Raw genomic sequence first — 18,981 nt, 5'->3', positions numbered from 1 at the left:
CGAGCTCAAGCTCGGCACAACTTGGGGGCAAGGGATGAATTTCTTTAATGATATTTCTATTTTTAAAAAAGTTATCGCGATATTTATTTTAGCTGTCATCATTTTCGCTTTAAACTTAAGCATTAGTGTCATCTCCATAAATAAAAATCGCACCACACTTAATTATATGGAGCAGCAAGTTTACCAAAGAGTTGAACTCGCCAATCAAAACGTGTTTTTTATCCAACGACTCGATGAACTTTACACTCAATCGGTTTCTTTTGCCGACGAAGACCTGTTAACGAATGCAGGTACTATGTATGAATCTCTACGTAAAAACCTGCAACAATTAGATAGTGTCGATCCCTCACAAGCCAATAAACTCAGTAATCTATCTGCTAAATTAACCCGCTATAACGACATGACGATTAAGCTGGCTAAAGGCATGTTGGCGGGTACGATTGATATGGCAAACATTGGCCAGATCAGCCAAGAAAAATCCCAAGCCTATGAAGCTGTACTTAATGAAATACAAGATTACAAACAAAGCAAAGTACTCGAATTTAAACAATCGATAAAAGAAGCTGGCGACAGATCTGCGCAAAGTTTGTGGCTCACCCTCTCCATCGGCATCGCTTTGCTGATCGTGATGTTGATTGTCACTATTGCCATTGCACGTGCTATCAGCTCATCTGCGCGTAATGTCGCCCAGTCACTGAGTGAGCTGGCCGATGGAAAAGGCGATCTTAGTCATCAGCTCAAAGTATCTGGTAGCGATGAACTCGGCCAAGTATCAAGTAACTTCAATCGATTTCTTCGCTTGCTCGGAGATTCTATTCGAAGGGTGGTGAATGTTACCGATCCCTTACTTGATAGCTCGCGCTCACTCAAACAGCGCATGGAAGATGCGACGCATGCCACCCAGCGGCAAAGCCATGATGCCAGCGCAGTACAAGTCTCAATGGAAGACATGCGTCACTCTGTCATCGAAATCTCGCAAAATGCCCGCCAAGCCGCCAGTGCAGCACAGGTCGCGGAGAAAGAAGCGATGCAAGGTATGACAGTCGTTCAGCGCACAATCGATATTTCACAGCAATTAAATACAGGAATTCAGGCGGCTTCTAACTCAATCAACGAGCTCGCCAGAGATACTGAAAATGTCACCTCTATCTTAAATGTGATTACCTCTATTGCCGAGCAAACCAACCTGTTGGCACTTAATGCCGCCATCGAAGCCGCCCGCGCAGGTGAGCAAGGACGAGGCTTTGCCGTAGTCGCTGATGAGGTTCGCGCTCTCGCCTCTAAAACAGCCGATGCAACCACTGAAATTCGCCATGTGTTACAAAACCTTAAAACGGCGGCCATTTCCTCGGTCAATACCATGAATGTGGCGATGTCGAAGTCATCGGAAAATGAAACCAATGCTCAAAATACAGGGCGTGCACTGAAATCAATTCAACAGCAGATTGTCAGTATCAATAGTATGAATACTCACATCGCCTCGGCAACGGAGGAGCAAGCCTCGGTTGCTTCTCAAGTGGTCGATAACGTCGTCAATATGAACACTTCATTTGAACAGACATTGCAAATTCTGTCGCAGGTTCGCAATGTTTCTGAGGGATTAGTCGATTTTGCTGATGAACTAAAAAACGCCACATCTCAATTCAAACTTTGACCATAGAGCATTATCGAAATGATGACTTAACACAGAAAACCGGTATTAAGTTTACACTTAACACCGGTTTTTTAATTCCTTAAAGCTTATCTTTTTGTACCACTTTATCCGTGTTAACTAAACGCTAAGAAGGGGGATACGCACAGCAATAAGCCTGTGATAATAATGATATACAGCGACACACCCTTGTACTTATGTAATGCAGGTACTTGGTACACTAAATAAGCGGGTATCAAACAACCCACTAAACCAAAAATTGGACTACAAATCGACGTAAAGCTCAGCACTGGCGCATTCAACACAATCGCGCCCCAAGATAATAGAATGGTAAAAATCATAATGCCGTAACCAACAAGCTTTTTGTTGATACGATCTTCAGGCATATAACGGCGCAGCATGTTCATGGTCAATCCTTGGCAAGCTTCCCTAAAACCGAGATATACGCCAAAGTAAGCCGTCATCACCGCAAAAATATTCAAGGTCAAACTCAGCAATTTCAGTGTTTGTCCCTGCATACCTTGGGCAACCATAGCAAGAGCCGAGATATTTTCTTCCGATGCACGCACGGCCTGATCATGTCCCATTGCTAGAGTGAATGACACGGCATAAAAGAACACCACGACAAACAAGACACCAAAGGCAATGTTCATGGCGCGCATCGCTTTAAAGCGTGCTACCGCAAGGGATTTTTCCCGCGAACGGTATGAAATCACCATAGGGCTTAAACTTTGAATAAACAGAATCGATGTTAGCGTAAAGGGCAGCATAACGACCGCATCTTTTAACCAATCTCCCGTTGCAGGGATAGCGCCGATATTATTGATATCCCATTTATCCACCATCAATAACCCTAGCACGGCGACAACGCCCAACTTAGTCAGTACCATAAAAGTAGAGATCTTAAACAAAAGATTCTCACCGCGGGAGGCTAAAGCAACAAGACCGCAGATCAAGGCTAAACCATAGAAAGGATTTTCTGACAATAACGCTTTAGTGACCCCAAAACTTTGCAAAAATGAAGCACTGTCGTTTGTAATGGCCGTTGAATAAACGAACACCCAAATGACCAGCATGATGAAATACAAACCACCCAACAACATACCCCAGTTTTTACCTAAGTAACCCGAAATCACACTCGGGTAATCCTTACATTCTGGAGATTCTGCTAAGGTATTGATAAACAACCGTTGGAACATATACATGGCAGGATAGCCAATAATGCCAGACAGTAAGAAAACCCATAACCCCATCAAACCGACCTGCACAGGCAAGAATACGATCCCCGCGCCAATCGCCATTCCGATACTCATGATAATCCAGCCCCAATCCGTACTATCGAAGCGGGTATCTGCTTTCCACTGTGCAGCAGTAATTGTTGCATCCATCATTTCACCTTTACCTAGTTGGTATTATTTTGTGCAAATATATTTGAACAAAACAAACTCAGCAATCAAAATACTCAACTTTTGTTGAACAAAGAGTTAAAGCTCACAACTTGACTGAAAACGAGATAAATAGCGCACAAACCGCAGTGTAAAATGAAATTCATTAAAAAATAATTGCAATAAAACATAAAAATACAAATAATGTTGCACATACGCCGACCTAGGCATTCAATTTTATTTGCAAGTTGGAGAGACAATGAAAACTATTATTCACGCAGAACGTGCTCCCGCGGCCATTGGCCCTTATTCCCATGGCACAGCCTATGGCAACCTCATTTTTACCTCTGGCCAACTCCCTGTTTGTAAAAAGAAAGGCAGCGTAGTTGACGGTGGGATTACTGAGCAATCGATTCAATCATTAGAGAATCTCAAATACGTGCTCGAAGCAGGTGGTGGCAGCTTAGACACGATTCTTAAAACCACTTGTTATCTTGCAGAGATCAGTGACTTTGCCGCCTTTAACGAAGTGTATAAAACCTATTTTAAAACCGACTGCCCAGCTCGTAGCTGTTTTGCGGTGAAGGACCTTCCACTGGGCGTTAAAGTAGAAGTTGAAGCGATAGCACACGTTAAAATTTAAGCATTAACATAAGGTTGTAAGCTCATGAAACCCCAATGGCAGCAGTATATTCAAATCATTAAACAAGTGGTTAAGCCCGCATTAGGCTGCACAGAGCCCATCGCCGCCGCTTACGCCGCCGCCGTCGCCCGCGCCTTGCTGGGTGTTGAACCCGATTCAATTGCAGTACAAGTGTCTGACAATCTTTATAAAAACTCTATGGGCGTGTTTGTGCCTGGCACAGGCAAAATCGGTCTGGCAATTGCCGCTGCAGCAGGCGCCATTGCGGGTAATCCGGATGCGGGCTTAGAAGTATTGGCTGTGATCAAGCCAGAACAAGTCGCCAGAGCACAGGCCCTTATCGATGCGGGCAAGGTGACGGTCGAGCGCACCGAAACAGCAGAATTTATCTATTGTTGTGTCATCGCGAAAAAAGGCGACCGCGAAGCCCTAGTGAAAATCTGCGGCGGCCATACACTGATCGCCGAGAAGCGCCTCAACGGCGAATCCGTCTTTAGTGTCGATAGTGCGAAAGCCACCGCAACAGGTTCTATTTGTGAAGGGGTAGATATCACTATCGAGTCCATTTATCGCTTCGCCGAAGACGTCCCCTTTGAAGAGATCAAATTCATTCTCGAAGCCTCTGAGCTAAATGGCAAATTATCCGATGAAGGCATGGCGAATCCCTATGGGCTGGAAGTCGGCCGCACCATGAAAAGCGGCATAGCCGCAGGCATTATCGGTGAAGACTTACTGAACAAAATCGTCATGTTAACTGCTGCAGCATCCGATGCGCGCATGGGCGGGGCAAACTTGCCCGCCATGAGCAATCTTGGCAGTGGTAATCAAGGCATAGCGGCAACTATTCCTGTGGTATTGACGGCACAATGTTATAAGGTTTCGGAAGAAAAACTCGCCCGCGCCTTGATTATGAGCCATCTAGGAGCGATTTATATCAAGTCCCATTATCCACCACTGTCGGCATTTTGTGGCAATACAGTCACCAGCGCAGCCGCTTCTATGGCCATGGTGTATTTAGCTGATGGCTCGTTCGAACAATCCTGTTTCGCGATTCAAAACGTGATCAGCGACAGCTCTGGCATGGTGTGTGACGGCGCTAAAGCATCCTGCGCCATGAAGGTTAGCACTTCATCCAGTGCGGCCGTGCGCTCATTTTTGATGGCGCTCAGTAGTCACAATGTCTCAGGCCAAGGTATTATTGCTACCGATGTAGAGAAAACCATTAAAAACATTGGCAAAATGATCCTCAATGGCATGTCATCCACAGATGTCACTATTATCGATATTATGTCGGCATGATGATTTTAACCCGCTGAATATTGGCGGGTTAATAACTAAAGGTTGAAATTGTGAAACTGCAAGATTTAACGCAAAGTGATCTGGATATTCTGAAATCCATCGAAAATATCGTCGATGGCATCGCTGCCATGTATGGTCAACACACAGAAGTGGTATTGCACAGCCTAGATGCGAAACATCCGTCTGTGGTCAAAATTGCCAATGGCCATGTCACAGGCCGTGAAGTGGGTGCTCCAATAACCAACCTTGCCTTGCTCAAGCTCAAAACCGGTCAGGATATTTCCAACTCTTACCTGACTAAATGTGCCAATGGTAAGACGCTAAGATCAATTACGACGGTGATCCGTAACAGTAAAAATCAACCCATAGGGTTGCTGTGTATTAACAGCGACATGGATGCACCACTGCAATCAGTACTGCGCACTATGATGCCAGAGCAACTCCTTGGCAGCGAACTGACCAGCTCGCCCGAGGTGTTTGCCCGCAATATCGATGAAGCGCTCCATAGCACTATCGACAGTGTGAACCATGAGGTTCGCGCGAATCCCGCGATTTCACCTTCACAAAAGAGTCGCGAAATCGTCAATCAATTGCATGAGTTAGGGATTTTCGAACTCAAGGACAGTGCCCAAGTCGCGGCCACTCGATTGGGGATTTCAGTGCATTCGATTTATCGCTATCTGCGGGAAATCAAAGCCAATCAAGCTTAAAGCGAGAAAAAACTCGCCTAAATAGAAAGGGCTAAGGTGTAAATAACCTTAGCCCTTTCGTTTTATTATTTTTGCACTTGTGATTGCGCTTGTTATTGCGCAGCTTGTCCGCTAAAGCCCATCATATTCCATGCCTGCACTGTGCCATCGGCCATTAAGGCAATGGCATCGAGCAAATTGCTGCGAATGTCGCGCATTTGGCTCAAATCAACGGCTTTTTTGTCTAATGTTAACGCAGCCTCGCCTCCCATCCACACCGCAATCGAACCATCTTGTCGTTTAACCGTAAACCCTAAACCTGTCGGGAAAATATCCGTTGCTTGGGTAATTTCAGTTTTGGGTCCAGAGTGGCCATCAACCACAGTGCCATCCTGTTTTAAAAAGGCAAACTCCCGCTCATAGGTCACCACTTTGCTCACCTGAGTGACTTCTTGATAACGTGGCTGCTTGTCTACCAAGTCCCAACCTTCCCAAGCAATGGCCGTATTATCCTTGCGTAGCGCGACAAAACCCTCCTCAAAGGGATAAACCTTGTGCACTTTTTGCAACTTATCCTGTAGGACTGATGTATCGGCACCATTGAATTTACTGCCCCATACGTGCAGTTGACGACTGATGGTTAAGGCGGCAAACGCGCCACGATTTGCATAAATATCAATCACTTTATTGGCGCGTTTTGTAGTAGATAAACGCGCTGGAAACGCGACATGATACTCAGTCAATTCGCCCTCACCCCAGGTATATACGCTGCCATCCGCCAGCAGCGCCGCAAACCCATGATCCGTGTTGACAACTTTCACGGCAGGCGCTAATTGGCTGAGTTTTGCCAGTTGTTCGCGGCCTTTTTGATCATCGCTGACCCCGCCCCAAGACACTAATTTCCCCGTCGCAGTCCTCGCGGTAAAAGCATTATTGTTGGCATAGAGCAGATCGACATGGTTAAGCTCAGAGGCCACGTGGCGACTATCACCACCATAAGCGGCATCGCCCCAAGTCACTACTGCTCCCCCCAGCTTTAAGGCAGCAAAGGCACCTTTATTAATCAACACAAAATCAATATTGGTCATCGCAGGCGCAGCATATTGACCCGAGAGCAGTTCGGCTGGTGTTGAATCCAGATTAGACCAACTGACTACACTACCATCTTGTTTGATGGCCGCATAAAGCCCTTCTGCCAACACAAAAGAACGAACGCCTGTCAGCACTTGCTTCATCCCCATCCCCCAAGGGATAAGTTTGTCATCACGGGTTAAGGCCGCAAAACCACAGGTATTCTCCGCCGCGTATAACTCTTTTACATTGACCAGAGGCTCTGCGGCATTATTGATATCGCCACCACATTCAGCATCGCCCCATGCCACCACAGTACCGTCTTGCTTGAGTACCGCAAATGCACTGAGATTACTGTAGATTTGACTCACTTGGACTAACTGGGCAGGCATAGGGATTTTGGTAGAATCGTCGGCCACCTCAAGATTGCTCGGGATGGACGTTAATGAATTATTCGCGGTGGATGGTGATCTGTGAGCCAAGATCGTGTCAGAAATTTGCTGTTTTAATTCGGGCGATATATCAGAATCCTGTTTATCTATGAGTAAGTTAACCACATGACCCAAAGCAAAAATCGCCAGCGCTACACCGCCCCACGAGACCTGTTTTTTATCCACAAGTATATCCTTATCGTAACTGCAAACTCTCACTGAGTTTAAACTAGAACATAACGTCGACTGAGTACGCTAAATGTGAACTGTGATTGTAACCAAAACAGGGCTAAAATGACATTGCCCTAAAGTCGAAAGCTGGCCTGATTCAAGTAAGATGAGCATATGAGTAAAAAAATAAAAGCAGCGTATCTCGCTGCTTTTATTGGATATGATGTTGAGGTAACAAAGGGCTAATCTCTTTTGCCCACTTTCTCTAACCCCCAAACCAGTGCAATCGCCGCTAACATACACACAATGGCGAACAGCAGTTGTGAAGGCTGACCCGTTACTTGCTCAAAATTAAGCGGGGAAATATTTTGCTCCAGCAAAGGTACTTGTTCGCCGTGGGAGTTGGTCCGCCAAGTTAAGATTTCTTTCCATGGCCAAATTTTACCTAAGGTACCTAACATTAATCCGGTTAGAAACACGATAGTGGCATCATGGTATTTACGCAGCAGCGCCGACAATAAATGGCTGAACGTCAGTAATCCCATCACGGCACCAGCAGCAAAACAGGCCAAAATATCCAGCTGAATATTTTTAGCGGCAGCGAGGACCACAGGATATAACCCTAACAATAATAAGATGAAACTGCCTGAAATTCCTGGCAATACCATAGCGCAAATCGCAATCGCGCCGCCGAAAAAGATATTCATGTAACTGGCTTCTACCGCGACCGGATTCAGCACCGTAATCGCCCATGCAGCCAGCACACCAAGCGCAAATAACCCTAAACGTGCCACAGTGAAACCACTCACTTGTTTAAGCATATGCACGACAGAGATAAGAATAAGCCCAAAAAAGAACGACCAGATCGGGATGGGATGTACCGCCAACAACCAAGAAATCAGCTTCGCAAAGGTAAAAATACTGGTCAGGATCCCCGCCAGCAGACTCACTAAAAAGCCACCATTAATATGGGCAAATGCCCCTTTTATGCCCTGCGACTTGATTACGCCCCAAAGGGAAGGATTAATGCGTTTTACACTATCGAGCAAAGTATCGAGAATACCCGTAATAAACGCTATGGTGCCGCCCGAAACGCCAGGCACAACATCAGCAGCGCCCATGGCCATTCCCTTAAAATACGTCAGCAAATATTTCACTGTGAGTCCTTGTAGTTAAATCAACATGCCATTGCCGCTACACGACAAATTGGCCGCAATTATACGGTGTTACACTTAAAACCGCGAAATGAAGTTTACTTAATTAAGCCGACTGGTATTTGTTGTTATCCTAATGTTACACTCATCCGACCAGAGCAACCCAAGCTCAACTTGGAACAGGCTCAAAATAACAACACCCCTTTGCACCTTTATTAAGGATAACCATGAGCCAGACAGACTCTTCTAGCACTGCAGAACAAAAACCTAATAAAGTGCTCGCGCTCTACCACAAAACTCGCCGTTATCCCTTCGGCCAACAACTGTTTTCAATCATGGTTTCACGCATGGCGCCCTATTTCGGCACCATCAAACCACTGATCACTGAATTACGCCTTAATCATTGCGCCTGTTTAATTAAAAAACGCCATGCCGTTCATAATCATATAAAAACTGTACATGTGATTGCGATTTGTAATGGTCTAGAAATGGCCATGGGCGTGATGGCCGAAGCTTCAATTCCAAAACATTTACGTTGGATACCTAAGGGCATGAGTTTGGATTATACAGCTAAAGCAGGCAGCGATATTTTATGTATCGCCGAAGTGACACCAGAGCAATGGACTCCTGGCGATATGCTGGTCCCCGTTACCGCCTACGACACCCAAGGAGTGGTTGTGGTGAAAGGACATATCAAATTGTGGATTTCAGAAAAACCGCAAAAATAAACGCTTTGAATCAAGACTTACACTTAATGTCAGCATGTAAAAAGGGAGCTTTGCTCCCTTTACTTTTTAACCTTCAGCCGTATTTCGCAAAAACATTCAGTTAACTGAATTGCGCGGCGCCTTGCTCGCTCACGTTTAAGTACGAACTGTTAGATACGAGCTTTTAAAATCGCAGCCCTATCGCAATAGAGCAGCCCAGTTATGCAAAATATTAAGCGAAATGGCTTGCGGTAAAACGCTCAATTAAACGGATAAAGTCGGCTTCAGCAAGCTTGGCACATTTTAAGGTTTGTTCATGGGACAACTGCACGTCCCCCAATCCTTCTGCCATATTGGTAATGGCACACACAGCCAACACGGGCAAACCACAATGCGCCGCCGAAATCACTTCTGGCACTACGGACATCCCCACTACATCGCCACCGATGATTTGCATCATGCGGATTTCAGCCGCGGTTTCAAAACACGGGCCAGAGTAAGACACAAAGACCCCTTGATTCACTTCAATGCCTGCGGTTTTTGCGACACTTAAGGCTTCTGATCTCAGGTTTTTATCATAAGCATTGGCTAGGCTAAAAAAGCGTGGACCGTAGTTATCATCATTTGCGCCCGTCATGGGCGTACCCGGCATAGTATTAATGTGATCGCTGAAAATCACTAATGATCCCACGCCGATCCGCTCTGGCCGTAATGATCCCGCAGCGTTAGTCACGAGTAACAATTCACACCCTAAACGTTTGAAAGTACGCACAGGCGTCGTCATCACCTTCATGCTTTGGTGCTCGTAAAAATGCCCGCGGCCTTTCATGCACACTATATCGATGCCATGTAAGCTGCCGAGCACGAGCTCTCCCGAATGACCGACGACGGTACTCACAGGAAAGCCGTCTAACTCTTCATAGGGGATCACTACTTTGTTATCTAAATTATCGGCAAACGCGCCAAGCCCTGAGCCCAAAATCATAGCAGCACGGGGAGAGAAATTCGGTTTACGGGCTCGAATCGTCGCAAGGGCATTAATAACGGGATCATGGCTCATACAAGGTACCTCATAGCAAAGGAATGAAAGAGTAAACGACCCTCAGTATAAGCGGGCTTAGGGTTGTAAATAATCGCGATTAATCGCACTATTGTGCTGATAAAAATGACAATAACTGAAAATAATGAGCCTAAGATGAGCAAGATAAACGCACCTGAACTCGTCACCTTGAAGATGCTGCGGTATTTCCATCGAGTGGCTGAAGTGAAAAACTTCACCGCTGCCGCCGAGCAACTGCATTTATCGAAATCTCCGCTGAGTGCACAAATCAAAGAGCTAGAATCGCTCCTTGGCGTTGAGCTATTCACCCGCAGCACTCGTCAGGTCGAACTCACGCCCTATGGCCAATTGTTAAGAGAGAAGTGCGAGCAAATATTCGAACTGGTGAATATCTCATTGGAACAAGTGGCTCAGCTTGGGCGACTCGATAGAAACCATATTCGAATTGGCATCATGAGCTCGCTGTTTTGGATGGGATTTGGTGACATACTGAAAAGCTTTCGTAAGCAATGCCCTAATAATGAGCTGATATTTCAAGAGTTATCACCCGAAACTCAAAAAGTCGCCTTAGCACATCAAGAAATCGATTTTGGCCTAGTGCGCTACGCCGATACCTTAAATTTGCCGCACCTTCTCGCCGAAACCATCACCAGCGAACCTATGGTGTTAGCACTGGCAAGTAAGCATCCCTTAGCCAGACGCAAAAGCATCGACTTGAGTGAACTCAAAGATGAGCCCTTTACCTTACTCAGCCGTGCCAATTCCGCCTCTAGCGATTTAATTATCGCCAGCTGTCAGGCCGCAGGATTTATGCCGCAATTAGTACAGGAAATGGTCGAGCCCAATAGCTTGATGGCCATCATCACTGGCGATAACAGGGTATCCATAGTGCCGCAAAGTTATGCTTCACAACCTTGGCCTAGGGTAAAATTTATTAAGTTAAAACAAACCATCCCCGCCGATATCTGCCTGATTTATCGGCCAGAAATAGCTTCGCTGCCGATTATCGATAGCCTGAGGGACTTATTGAAGCAACAAATCAAAACCATTTAGATTGTCTCCCAAACGAATGCTATGCTGAGTGCAATACTCAGGGTTCATATTTTAAGGATATCAAGATGGATGAATTTTTAGCGGCAGCCATTGAAGAAGCCAAACAAGGACTCGCCGAGGGCGGTATCCCCATTGGTTCGGTATTAGTGATCGATGGCAAAATCGTCGGACGCGGCCACAATAAACGGGTACAAAAAGGCAGTTCAGTACTGCATGCAGAAATGGATTGTCTCGAAAATGCCGGCCGATTTAGCGCCGCCGAGTACCAAAGGGCGACCTTGTATTCCACCCTATCGCCCTGCGATATGTGCAGCGGTGCAGTATTACTTTATGGCATACCAAAAGTCATCGTCGGTGAAAACGCTACCTTCCAAGGGCCTGAAGCCTATGTAAAATCCCGCGGTGTGGATGTCACTGTGGTCGATAATGCCGAGTGCAAACAATTGATGCAGGACTTTATCGCTAGTAATCCCACACTCTGGAACGAAGATATCGGCGAGTAATGGTTCGACAGTCTTCTCAATCCGTTTCTGCATTTTTGTATTTCACTTTTTACGTTGGTGCTAGTTCACTTTCTACCTTTCCTGTATTTTACTTTTTGTGTTGGCTGTATTTCATTGGGGGCTAGCGCCTGCTAGGCTAGCCCTCCCAAATTCCAGTGAAAAGTGGAACATGTCTACTAGCGAAAGGAACTCAGCTAACGTGTCAGCAAACTTACCTAAAGACCCTTGGTCAAGATCAGACTCCACGCAGCCTGTTGTAATGACAATACCCGCACAGCGTAATGCCAACCTCGATGCTATTCGCGGCTTAGCCGTGTTGGGGATATTTTTTATGAATATCTATTTTATGGGCATTACTTTTTTTGGCTATGCGCCCCATGAAACACAGCCGCTGTCGGATCACATTATCAAAGTGTTCAGTAACTTTTTCATCGAGGCACGCTTTATCAGTCTATTTTCCATCTTGTTTGGCGTCGGGCTTTTTATTCAATATCAGCGATTTAGCGCCAAAGGCCTAGAAGCTTACCCACTACTGCGATCACGTTTAAAATGGTTAATTGTATTTGGCCTACTCCACGGCATTTTTATTTGGTCAGGTGATATTTTATTCACCTATGGCATCAGCGGATTTTTAGCTTTGTGTTACAAAGATTTAAGTGTTGAAGCCCTTAAGCGCAAAGCGAATATTTTTATTTTAAGCGCCTTAGTTATCATTACGCTGGTTAGCCTTACGGGCAGCGATGAACCTTTCACTCGAGAATCGAGTCTATTTGCAGAGCAATACAGTGCATGGACCTCTGGCTATGCCGACCAACTATTACTGCAATTGATGCAAGTTGGCTATATGGCACTGGTGATCCCTTTTACCATAATGTGGTTTACAGCTGGCTTGATGTTGCTCGGCATGGCCTTGTATCAACAGGGGACTTTTGAGCGGGGTTTTAGCAAATCGGTACTGGTAAAGTTAGTGCTAGCAAGCGTAACGCTATCACTGCTTGATACCATCTTAGGTTTAACGAAAAATACCATTCTCGTTGCGTTTTCAGATGTGTTAATCATGCTAAGTGCTATTCCTATGGCGCTGATTTACATCCACATTATAGTTAAGGTTTGCCAGAATAATCCTAATATACTGACTCCGCTGCAAAATATTGGCAAACTCGCGTTTAGTCTCTATATTCTGCAATCCATCGTTGGCGTGTTAGTGTTTAGACACTTAGCTCCCGAATTGCTATTGAGCTTAGATAGATGGGGATACATGGCCATGGCGCTCGTTTATTCAGTAGTGCAATTATTGTTAGCCAGCCTGTACTTACGCTATTTCAAGCAAGGGCCGCTAGAGAAACTTTGGCGCCACCTCGCGTTTAAAAAATACACGGCATCACAAGAACACAAGCAAACTTAAAAACACTGACACGAGATTGATACCAGATAATGACGAACAAAAAAACTGCCAAAACGGGCAACAGCGCTTCACCTCAAACCAATCGTTCTCAAAAGAGTCGAGCACAAAGCGGTCGCACACAGAACAATCGCACCCAAAGTAGTCGCGCTCAAAAATCCAATACAGCCGCTTCAGGCTCAAGCCTTATGCCGCTGTTATTGGTGGTGATTTTTCTTGCAGGCTTAATCGGCGCAGCACAGCAACATATGCTGCCAGTCGGGATTGCGGGCATGTACATCACACTAAGCCTGCTCACCTTTATCGCCTATGCCATCGATAAATCCGCCGCTAAACGTAACAAATGGCGAACTAAAGAAAGCTCATTACATCTGCTCGCCCTCATGGGCGGTTGGCCCGGCGCTCTATTTGCCCAAAACCTGTTAAGACACAAGTCCATTAAAGCCTCATTTAGAAACGTCTTTTGGCTCACCGTCGTCGCCAACTTAGCCGTACTGGGTTATGGCATAAAAACTGGCGCCGTAGATATGTTTATCTAATGCTCTTATTTAAGGGCTTTTATGTAAGAGCTTTTATACAAAGGCTTTTATATAAGGCGCCTTATCTAAGAATCGCCATCTGAGGGTGGCAGTCTAAGCAGCATGAGTCGCGGCATCGATCAACTGATCTACCACAGACAACGCCAACAGTGCAGACTGAGTGTCACCTTTTAGTTGCGCCGACACTATCGCACCCTCTTTGAGTAAACCTATTGCCGCAACGAGAAATTGGGTCTTAGCTTCTGGCAAGCCCAATGCCGATACTTGCTGTTCAATTAAACTCGCCACTCGCAGTTTATGCAGGGCGCAGAGTTGGTGCACTGGATGGCTCGGCTCAGTAAATTCGGCGCTGACATTGATAAAAAAACAGCCGCGAAACTCACACAGTTGCGGCACTCTTTGATTAAACCAATCATCGAGCGCGATAAATAACCCACCAATGCCCTCCCGTCCCGCTGGCAATGCGTTCACTCGCTCGCTAAGCCATTGATAAAATACCTCATCACGATAGCGAACCACGGCTTCAACTAACTCATCTTTACTGGCAAAGTGGTGGTACAGAGTTTTTTTGGCGATCGCCGATTCCTGCAAAATCTGATTAATCCCCACCCCATGCACACTTTGAAAATAAAACAGTTTAAATGCGGTAGTGACCAATTGCTGCCGTTTATCCGATGGCGTACCAGTCTGAATCTCAGTGCCCTGCATCAACTCATTCCTCTTCTTTAGTAAACATTCGTTAGCAAATTTTAGCTAACAAATATGAGTCCTATCTTCTCACGAGTAGACAAGTCAGCCTACCCGTGAGAACATTCGCACAGGTAGACAAATTTGTCTACTTCGGTAACTAAATTAAGTTAATAGTGAAATCAAGAGTGAACACGGAACACCACAGCATGTTAGCAGCGATGGTTTGCTGAACATTCACGTCCACAATTTAGTTTCAAAATAAGGGCTTAACACCAGTCATTAATGGGAGAAAAAGATGCAAAGAATCAGTCAGCAGAATCTAAAGATGGCCTTGCTCGCAGGGGGCGGGGCCATGTTGTGTATCAGTAGTTTAGCGGCGCTTGAACAGTTAACACCGCAAACTATTTGGTTAATGGCTCCCTTTGGCGCCACTATGGTGTTGTTGTTTGCCTTACCAGAAAGTCCGCTCGCTCAACCGAGAAACATACTCTGCGGTCACTTAGTCACGAGTCTGGTCGGACTAATAATTTTAAATACTTTGGGAGTCTCTCCGCTCACCTTAGGGCTCGCGGTTGGATTAGGTATAGCGGTTATGATGTTAACTCATACTGTGCATCCACCCGCGGGAGCTAATCCTCTGGTCGTTATGCTCACGGCGCAGCACTGGGATTTTCTGTATATGCCCGTCGCCAGTGGTGTTGCACTCATTCTGGCTTTTGGTTGGCTGTATCACAACTTACTTTGCCGCCGGCAATACCCACAAAAGTGGTTTTAATCATTCATCGCCAATAAAAAAGGGCAATTTAAAATTGCCCTACACTTTCTCTAAAATGCAAAATTGGCTGTCACTTTGCCTTTAGAACCAGCTCAACGCGATACTGATAATCACGCCAGTGATCATCAATTGCATTAAACAAAGCCCATAATATCCCGCGCTTTTAAGCCTGCAATCGCCAGCACAGGCAGTGCCCAGAAAGGTTGAATCAAGTTAGTCCACGCATCTCCCCAAGCAACGGCCATTGCGACCCGAGCGACATCAGCACCTAAAGCCTGTGCGGCGGGTAACATAATCGGCGCCTGCACGGCCCATTGGCCACCTCCCGATGGTACAAAAATATTCACAATTCCTGCACTGATAAAGCTCCAAAATGGCAGGCTCTCGGCGCTAGCGATGGCCACAAAACCTTCCGAAATACTTTGGGCTAAACCCGATTGCACCATCACTGCCATAATGCCCGCATAAAAGGGAAATTGGATAACAATCCCTGCGCCGCCCTTAATGGCCTCATTCAAGCTGGTTAATAAACTGCGTGGTGTTTGATGTAACAGTATGGCGAGGAACAGAAATAAGAAATTCACTAAATTGAGATTTAAGCTGCCGCCCTGCACCCAAAAGTAATAACCTAAATATACAAGCCCAGCGCCACCGACGCTCCAGCCGAGTAAACGACTATTTTCTAACTTATCCGCAGGACGGCTTTCAGGCTGACGCTCGCTCACATTTGCAGAGTTAAGCTCTAACGCCGAAGCATCAAGTTCAGCGCCTTTGTCATCAAGGGCGCTTGGGTCGACATAAACACTGTCTTTTTCTTCTGGCAACATAAAGCGATTTACTAAGGGCATGACCACAAACAGAATTGCCACTAACAATAAATTATAACTCGCGAAAATGGTGTAACTGGTGGGGATGATACCGATTTGCGATTCAGAGAAATGCCCCACCGTCGCTATGGTTAATGGGATCGAACCCGCAAGCCCACCATGCCAAACCACAAAGCCGGAATAGGCGCTGGCGACCAGCAGTCGATAATCCACTTTCACTTTGCGAGCTAAGGCTTTGGCAAATAACGCGCCCACCACTAGCCCAAAACCCCAGTTAATCCAACTGGCGGCCAGTGACACCAAAGTCACTAAAATAATGGCTTGCGGTGCCGATTTAGCGAACCCCGCAATCGCATCAAGCAGCTTTTTAATCGGCGGCGAGCTTGCCAACATAAATCCTGCCACCAGCACTAACAGCATCTGCATCGAAAAACTTAACAGCGTCCAAAAGCCATCGCCCCAATAATTGATGACTTCCAGCGGGGTTTTATGTTCGGCGACCACAGCAGCAATTAATACGACTAAGGTAAGTAAAAGCACGAAAATATAGGGATCGGGTAGATATCGGTCGACGAGTTTGACCAAAGGTTTTGCCGCTTTGTTTAACATAGACTTTCCTTGTTTATTATCTGAACTAAAACGTCAACACGCCCTAGTTCTTATTTGTTTTTATTGAATTTTTATTGAGTCTTAAGCCCACAGATTAAGCGATCTCTAAAGCAGGATAAAGTCTTGAGGGAGTTTTTAACGGTTTGAACTGGTAGCACCAGATATCCCGCTCAACGCACACGCGAGTGCCGATAGCATCTCAAGCTAAAAAACTGATAATATGGCAAAAATTAACTAAGGTGCTCTTTATATGAAAATGTTACTTGCCGTTGTGGTGATTGCTGGGGTGATTTTTTACTTCTTTACCTCGATGAACGGCCAAAAAGCCGCCCAAGAAAATATCCGTTTAGGCAATGAGTTTTTAACACAAAACAAAACCAAAGAAGGTGTGATCACCACAGCTTCAGGTTTGCAATATCAAGTATTAACTCAGGGCGATGGCACAGTTCATCCTAAAGCCAGCGATACAGTGACAGTCCATTACCATGGCACGAAAATTGACGGAATTGTGTTCGATAGTTCGGTTGATCGCGGCGAACCCATAGTGTTTCCGCTTGATCGCGTAATTAAGGGGTGGACTGAAGGCTTACAGCTAATGACAGTAGGTGACAAATTCCGTTTTTATATTCCGAGTGAGCTTGCCTACGGGAACCGCAGCGCAGGTAAAATTAGTGGCGGGTCATTGTTAATATTTGATGTGGAACTGCTTAAGATAAACTAAATGTTTGTTCTATAGATGAAAGCCTCCAATCTCCACGGAGGTTTTTCCATTTGACTTAATAAGTTAATCCGAACGGATAATTTATCAATTTACCCTGTGCTATAAGTCACTTAGCTCTTATTCACTTCAAACAATTGTTGACACCTCTCGCCAATAGTTTAAACATAACCCTAATCACCTCGATATTTTTAGACTTCAGCTGTAAAGGATTGCACATTGGCCATTCCCAGAGTATTCATCAGCTCCACCTGTTACGACTTAAAACACATCAGAGAAAATCTGAAATACTTCGTTAAAACTGTAGGTTATATGCCCGTATTATCTGACGATGGTGATGTTTACTACAGTGTCGATGCGCATACACATGATGCTTGCATAAGTGAAGTAGCCACTTGCCAATTGTTTATCTTAATCATTGGAGGCCGCTACGGTGGTGAACATAAAGACAAAGAAGGTTCGATTACCAACAATGAATATCGAGAAGCAGTCAAAAATAAGATACCTATTTTCGCTTTAGTCGAGAATGCTGTTTACTCAGACCACCACACGTATCTTTCAAACAAAAAAAGTAATCCTGACTTTTACGAAAAAATTGCATATACAAGTATCGATAACATCAAGATTTTCAGTTTTATCGACGAAGTTAGAAAAAGCAGCACGAACAATGCCTTAGTTCCGTTTAATAACTTTGCTGACATGGAAGCATATTTAAAGAAGCAATGGGCTGGGTTGATGTATGACTTACTAACGGAAAGAGTAAGAGTTGATAATGCAAGAATAACAAACAGATTAATTGATGACCTTAGTATTGCAGCAAAGAAAACTGAGGAACTAATAAAGGTACTAGTACGCTCAACTAATATTGACCACATCGAAGATAAAATTAGTAAAATTGACTTAAAAGCCAAAGCAGAAAGTTTTATAGGGTGGCTGTATGATTACTTCGGGATTGCTCAAATGGCAGTTGAAATCGATAACATTCCAGATATTCGAGAGTACGATAGATGGTTTGATTATTTAGCTGCAACTGAAGCATTTTGCATTGACCTTCTTAGGCACGAAGAAGGTGAAAGTGCATTCATAACTCATCGAATCACCTGTCAAACGGTAGAAATATGGGAAACAGTGGAAGGTAATACGCACCTTGATAATCATCAAGGTATACAAGAAGCATTCGAGGCACTAAAACAAGTTGATGACTTTACAAGGGAAAATATCTTGAAGAACATTTTTACATTCTTTAAGTGATGATGTTAACCACTAGATTGAAATTCAAAATTAAACTGTAGTTGCAATATAAGCAGCACTTTGATTGACGGTACTGTGTTTGACAGTTCGGTTGATCGCGGCGAACCCATCGCATTTCCGCTTAATCGGGTGATTAAGGGTTGGACCGAGGGCGTACAACTTATGGTTGTTGGCGATAAAATGCGGTTTTTTATTCCCAGTGAACTCGCCTACGGTAACCGTAGCACGGGCAAGATTGGTGGTGGTTCTGTGTTAATTTTTGATGTGGAACTGCTTAAGATTGATTAAATCAGTCTTCAATGAGTCTGTCTTAACGCATTCGGCTGTATTCATAAAAAAACCTAACGCTTAAT

Annotated in this window: 18 protein-coding genes and 1 pseudogene; 13 read left to right on the top strand and 6 right to left on the bottom strand. The window is 45.0% G+C overall.

All coding sequences use genetic code 11. The features are described from left to right. Nucleotides 1-34: 34 nt before the first annotated feature. Nucleotides 35-1,654, top strand: coding sequence for a methyl-accepting chemotaxis protein (locus tag L5L97_RS04355; RefSeq protein ID WP_263181253.1), 1,620 nt, complete (start codon nt 35-37; stop codon nt 1,652-1,654). Nucleotides 1,655-1,767: 113 nt separating this feature from the next. Here L5L97_RS04355 and L5L97_RS04350 read toward each other — a convergent pair whose 3' ends face one another. Next, a complete protein-coding gene (locus L5L97_RS04350; protein ID WP_028761316.1) occupies nt 1,768-3,039 on the bottom strand; it encodes an amino acid permease in 1,272 nt (423 codons plus the stop codon). Between the two features lie 256 nt (nt 3,040-3,295). Here L5L97_RS04350 and L5L97_RS04345 point away from each other — a divergent pair, with 256 nt between their 5' ends. The 3 genes from L5L97_RS04345 to L5L97_RS04335 are packed head-to-tail and all read left to right on the top strand — an operon-like array spanning nt 3,296 to nt 5,688. Next, nucleotides 3,296-3,679 (top strand): RidA family protein, encoded by a 384-nt coding sequence (locus tag L5L97_RS04345; RefSeq protein ID WP_168823011.1) that lies wholly within the window; start codon nt 3,296-3,298, stop codon nt 3,677-3,679. Between the two features lie 24 nt (nt 3,680-3,703). Then, nucleotides 3,704-4,978 (top strand): serine dehydratase subunit alpha family protein, encoded by a 1,275-nt coding sequence (locus L5L97_RS04340; protein ID WP_263181251.1) that lies wholly within the window; start codon nt 3,704-3,706, stop codon nt 4,976-4,978. A 50-nt stretch (nt 4,979-5,028) separates the two neighbouring features. Next, nucleotides 5,029-5,688, top strand: a complete 660-nt coding sequence (locus tag L5L97_RS04335; RefSeq protein ID WP_113939392.1) for a transcriptional regulator — start codon at nt 5,029-5,031, stop codon at nt 5,686-5,688. Between the two features lie 92 nt (nt 5,689-5,780). Here the strand turns inward: L5L97_RS04335 and L5L97_RS04330 are convergent, their stop codons facing one another. Continuing rightward, nucleotides 5,781-7,355 carry a hypothetical protein gene (locus L5L97_RS04330; protein ID WP_263181250.1) on the bottom strand — a complete coding sequence of 525 codons (1,575 nt, stop codon included), beginning with the start codon at nt 7,353-7,355 and terminating at the stop codon, nt 5,781-5,783. A gap of 227 nt (nt 7,356-7,582) precedes the next feature. Further along, nucleotides 7,583-8,497 carry a DUF368 domain-containing protein gene (locus L5L97_RS04325; RefSeq protein WP_168823005.1) on the bottom strand — a complete coding sequence of 305 codons (915 nt, stop codon included), beginning with the start codon at nt 8,495-8,497 and terminating at the stop codon, nt 7,583-7,585. 224 nt (nt 8,498-8,721) lie between these two features. Here L5L97_RS04325 and L5L97_RS04320 point away from each other — a divergent pair, with 224 nt between their 5' ends. Further along, the gene (locus L5L97_RS04320; protein WP_173497565.1) at nt 8,722-9,222 is read left to right on the top strand and encodes a hotdog fold domain-containing protein; all 501 of its coding nucleotides are present in this window, start codon (nt 8,722-8,724) and stop codon (nt 9,220-9,222) included. A gap of 211 nt (nt 9,223-9,433) precedes the next feature. Here L5L97_RS04320 and xapA read toward each other — a convergent pair whose 3' ends face one another. Continuing rightward, nucleotides 9,434-10,261, bottom strand: coding sequence for a xanthosine phosphorylase (xapA, locus tag L5L97_RS04315; protein WP_173497564.1), 828 nt, complete (start codon nt 10,259-10,261; stop codon nt 9,434-9,436). A 135-nt stretch (nt 10,262-10,396) separates the two neighbouring features. Here xapA and L5L97_RS04310 point away from each other — a divergent pair, with 135 nt between their 5' ends. The 4 genes from L5L97_RS04310 (at nt 10,397) to L5L97_RS04295 (ending at nt 13,758) form a co-directional block, all read left to right on the top strand. Then, on the top strand, nt 10,397-11,314 hold the full coding sequence (locus L5L97_RS04310) for a LysR family transcriptional regulator (protein ID WP_173497563.1): 918 nt from the start codon (nt 10,397-10,399) through the stop codon (nt 11,312-11,314). Between the two features lie 65 nt (nt 11,315-11,379). After that, a complete protein-coding gene (locus L5L97_RS04305; RefSeq protein ID WP_028761325.1) occupies nt 11,380-11,817 on the top strand; it encodes a nucleoside deaminase in 438 nt (145 codons plus the stop codon). Nucleotides 11,818-12,016: 199 nt separating this feature from the next. Continuing rightward, nucleotides 12,017-13,222: a DUF418 domain-containing protein gene (locus L5L97_RS04300; RefSeq protein WP_263181249.1), complete on the top strand. Its 1,206-nt coding sequence runs from the start codon at nt 12,017-12,019 to the stop codon at nt 13,220-13,222. Between the two features lie 29 nt (nt 13,223-13,251). Then, nucleotides 13,252-13,758 carry a DUF1294 domain-containing protein gene (locus L5L97_RS04295; RefSeq protein WP_263181247.1) on the top strand — a complete coding sequence of 169 codons (507 nt, stop codon included), beginning with the start codon at nt 13,252-13,254 and terminating at the stop codon, nt 13,756-13,758. A gap of 93 nt (nt 13,759-13,851) precedes the next feature. Here the strand turns inward: L5L97_RS04295 and L5L97_RS04290 are convergent, their stop codons facing one another. After that, the gene (locus L5L97_RS04290) at nt 13,852-14,466 is read right to left on the bottom strand and encodes a TetR/AcrR family transcriptional regulator (protein WP_173497561.1); all 615 of its coding nucleotides are present in this window, start codon (nt 14,464-14,466) and stop codon (nt 13,852-13,854) included. Nucleotides 14,467-14,743: 277 nt separating this feature from the next. Here L5L97_RS04290 and L5L97_RS04285 point away from each other — a divergent pair, with 277 nt between their 5' ends. After that, entirely contained in the window at nt 14,744-15,223 is a 480-nt protein-coding gene (locus tag L5L97_RS04285) for an HPP family protein (protein ID WP_263181245.1), read from the top strand. An 81-nt stretch (nt 15,224-15,304) separates the two neighbouring features. Here L5L97_RS04285 and L5L97_RS04280 read toward each other — a convergent pair. Continuing rightward, nucleotides 15,305-16,659: pseudogene (locus L5L97_RS04280) on the bottom strand (short-chain fatty acid transporter). Nucleotides 16,660-16,909: 250 nt separating this feature from the next. Between L5L97_RS04280 and L5L97_RS04275 the strand changes: the two are divergent. From L5L97_RS04275 to L5L97_RS04265, 3 genes are all read left to right on the top strand, one after another. After that, nucleotides 16,910-17,380, top strand: a complete 471-nt coding sequence (locus L5L97_RS04275) for an FKBP-type peptidyl-prolyl cis-trans isomerase (RefSeq protein ID WP_263181244.1) — start codon at nt 16,910-16,912, stop codon at nt 17,378-17,380. A gap of 216 nt (nt 17,381-17,596) precedes the next feature. Continuing rightward, a complete protein-coding gene (locus tag L5L97_RS04270) occupies nt 17,597-18,628 on the top strand; it encodes a DUF4062 domain-containing protein (RefSeq protein WP_263181243.1) in 1,032 nt (343 codons plus the stop codon). A 48-nt stretch (nt 18,629-18,676) separates the two neighbouring features. Further along, a complete protein-coding gene (locus L5L97_RS04265) occupies nt 18,677-18,916 on the top strand; it encodes an FKBP-type peptidyl-prolyl cis-trans isomerase (protein ID WP_372832297.1) in 240 nt (79 codons plus the stop codon). Nucleotides 18,917-18,981 lie beyond the last annotated feature (65 nt).

This window comes from Shewanella sp. SM71 (assembly GCF_025653905.1).
GTDB classification, from domain to species: domain Bacteria; phylum Pseudomonadota; class Gammaproteobacteria; order Enterobacterales; family Shewanellaceae; genus Shewanella; species Shewanella oncorhynchi.
This window is presented reverse-complemented; position numbering and strand designations above follow the sequence as displayed.

Coding starts and splice junctions, on each gene's coding strand:
- L5L97_RS04345 (WP_168823011.1), top strand. CDS start 3,296: ATGAAAACTATTATTCACGCAGAACGTGCTCCCGCGGCCATTGGCCCT.
- L5L97_RS04295 (WP_263181247.1), top strand. CDS start 13,252: ATGACGAACAAAAAAACTGCCAAAACGGGCAACAGCGCTTCACCTCAA.
- L5L97_RS04340 (WP_263181251.1), top strand. CDS start 3,704: ATGAAACCCCAATGGCAGCAGTATATTCAAATCATTAAACAAGTGGTT.
- L5L97_RS04275 (WP_263181244.1), top strand. CDS start 16,910: ATGAAAATGTTACTTGCCGTTGTGGTGATTGCTGGGGTGATTTTTTAC.
- L5L97_RS04290 (WP_173497561.1), bottom strand. CDS start 14,466: ATGCAGGGCACTGAGATTCAGACTGGTACGCCATCGGATAAACGGCAG.
- L5L97_RS04285 (WP_263181245.1), top strand. CDS start 14,744: ATGCAAAGAATCAGTCAGCAGAATCTAAAGATGGCCTTGCTCGCAGGG.
- L5L97_RS04350 (WP_028761316.1), bottom strand. CDS start 3,039: ATGGATGCAACAATTACTGCTGCACAGTGGAAAGCAGATACCCGCTTC.
- xapA (WP_173497564.1), bottom strand. CDS start 10,261: ATGAGCCATGATCCCGTTATTAATGCCCTTGCGACGATTCGAGCCCGT.
- L5L97_RS04320 (WP_173497565.1), top strand. CDS start 8,722: ATGAGCCAGACAGACTCTTCTAGCACTGCAGAACAAAAACCTAATAAA.
- L5L97_RS04305 (WP_028761325.1), top strand. CDS start 11,380: ATGGATGAATTTTTAGCGGCAGCCATTGAAGAAGCCAAACAAGGACTC.
- L5L97_RS04310 (WP_173497563.1), top strand. CDS start 10,397: ATGAGCAAGATAAACGCACCTGAACTCGTCACCTTGAAGATGCTGCGG.
- L5L97_RS04355 (WP_263181253.1), top strand. CDS start 35: ATGAATTTCTTTAATGATATTTCTATTTTTAAAAAAGTTATCGCGATA.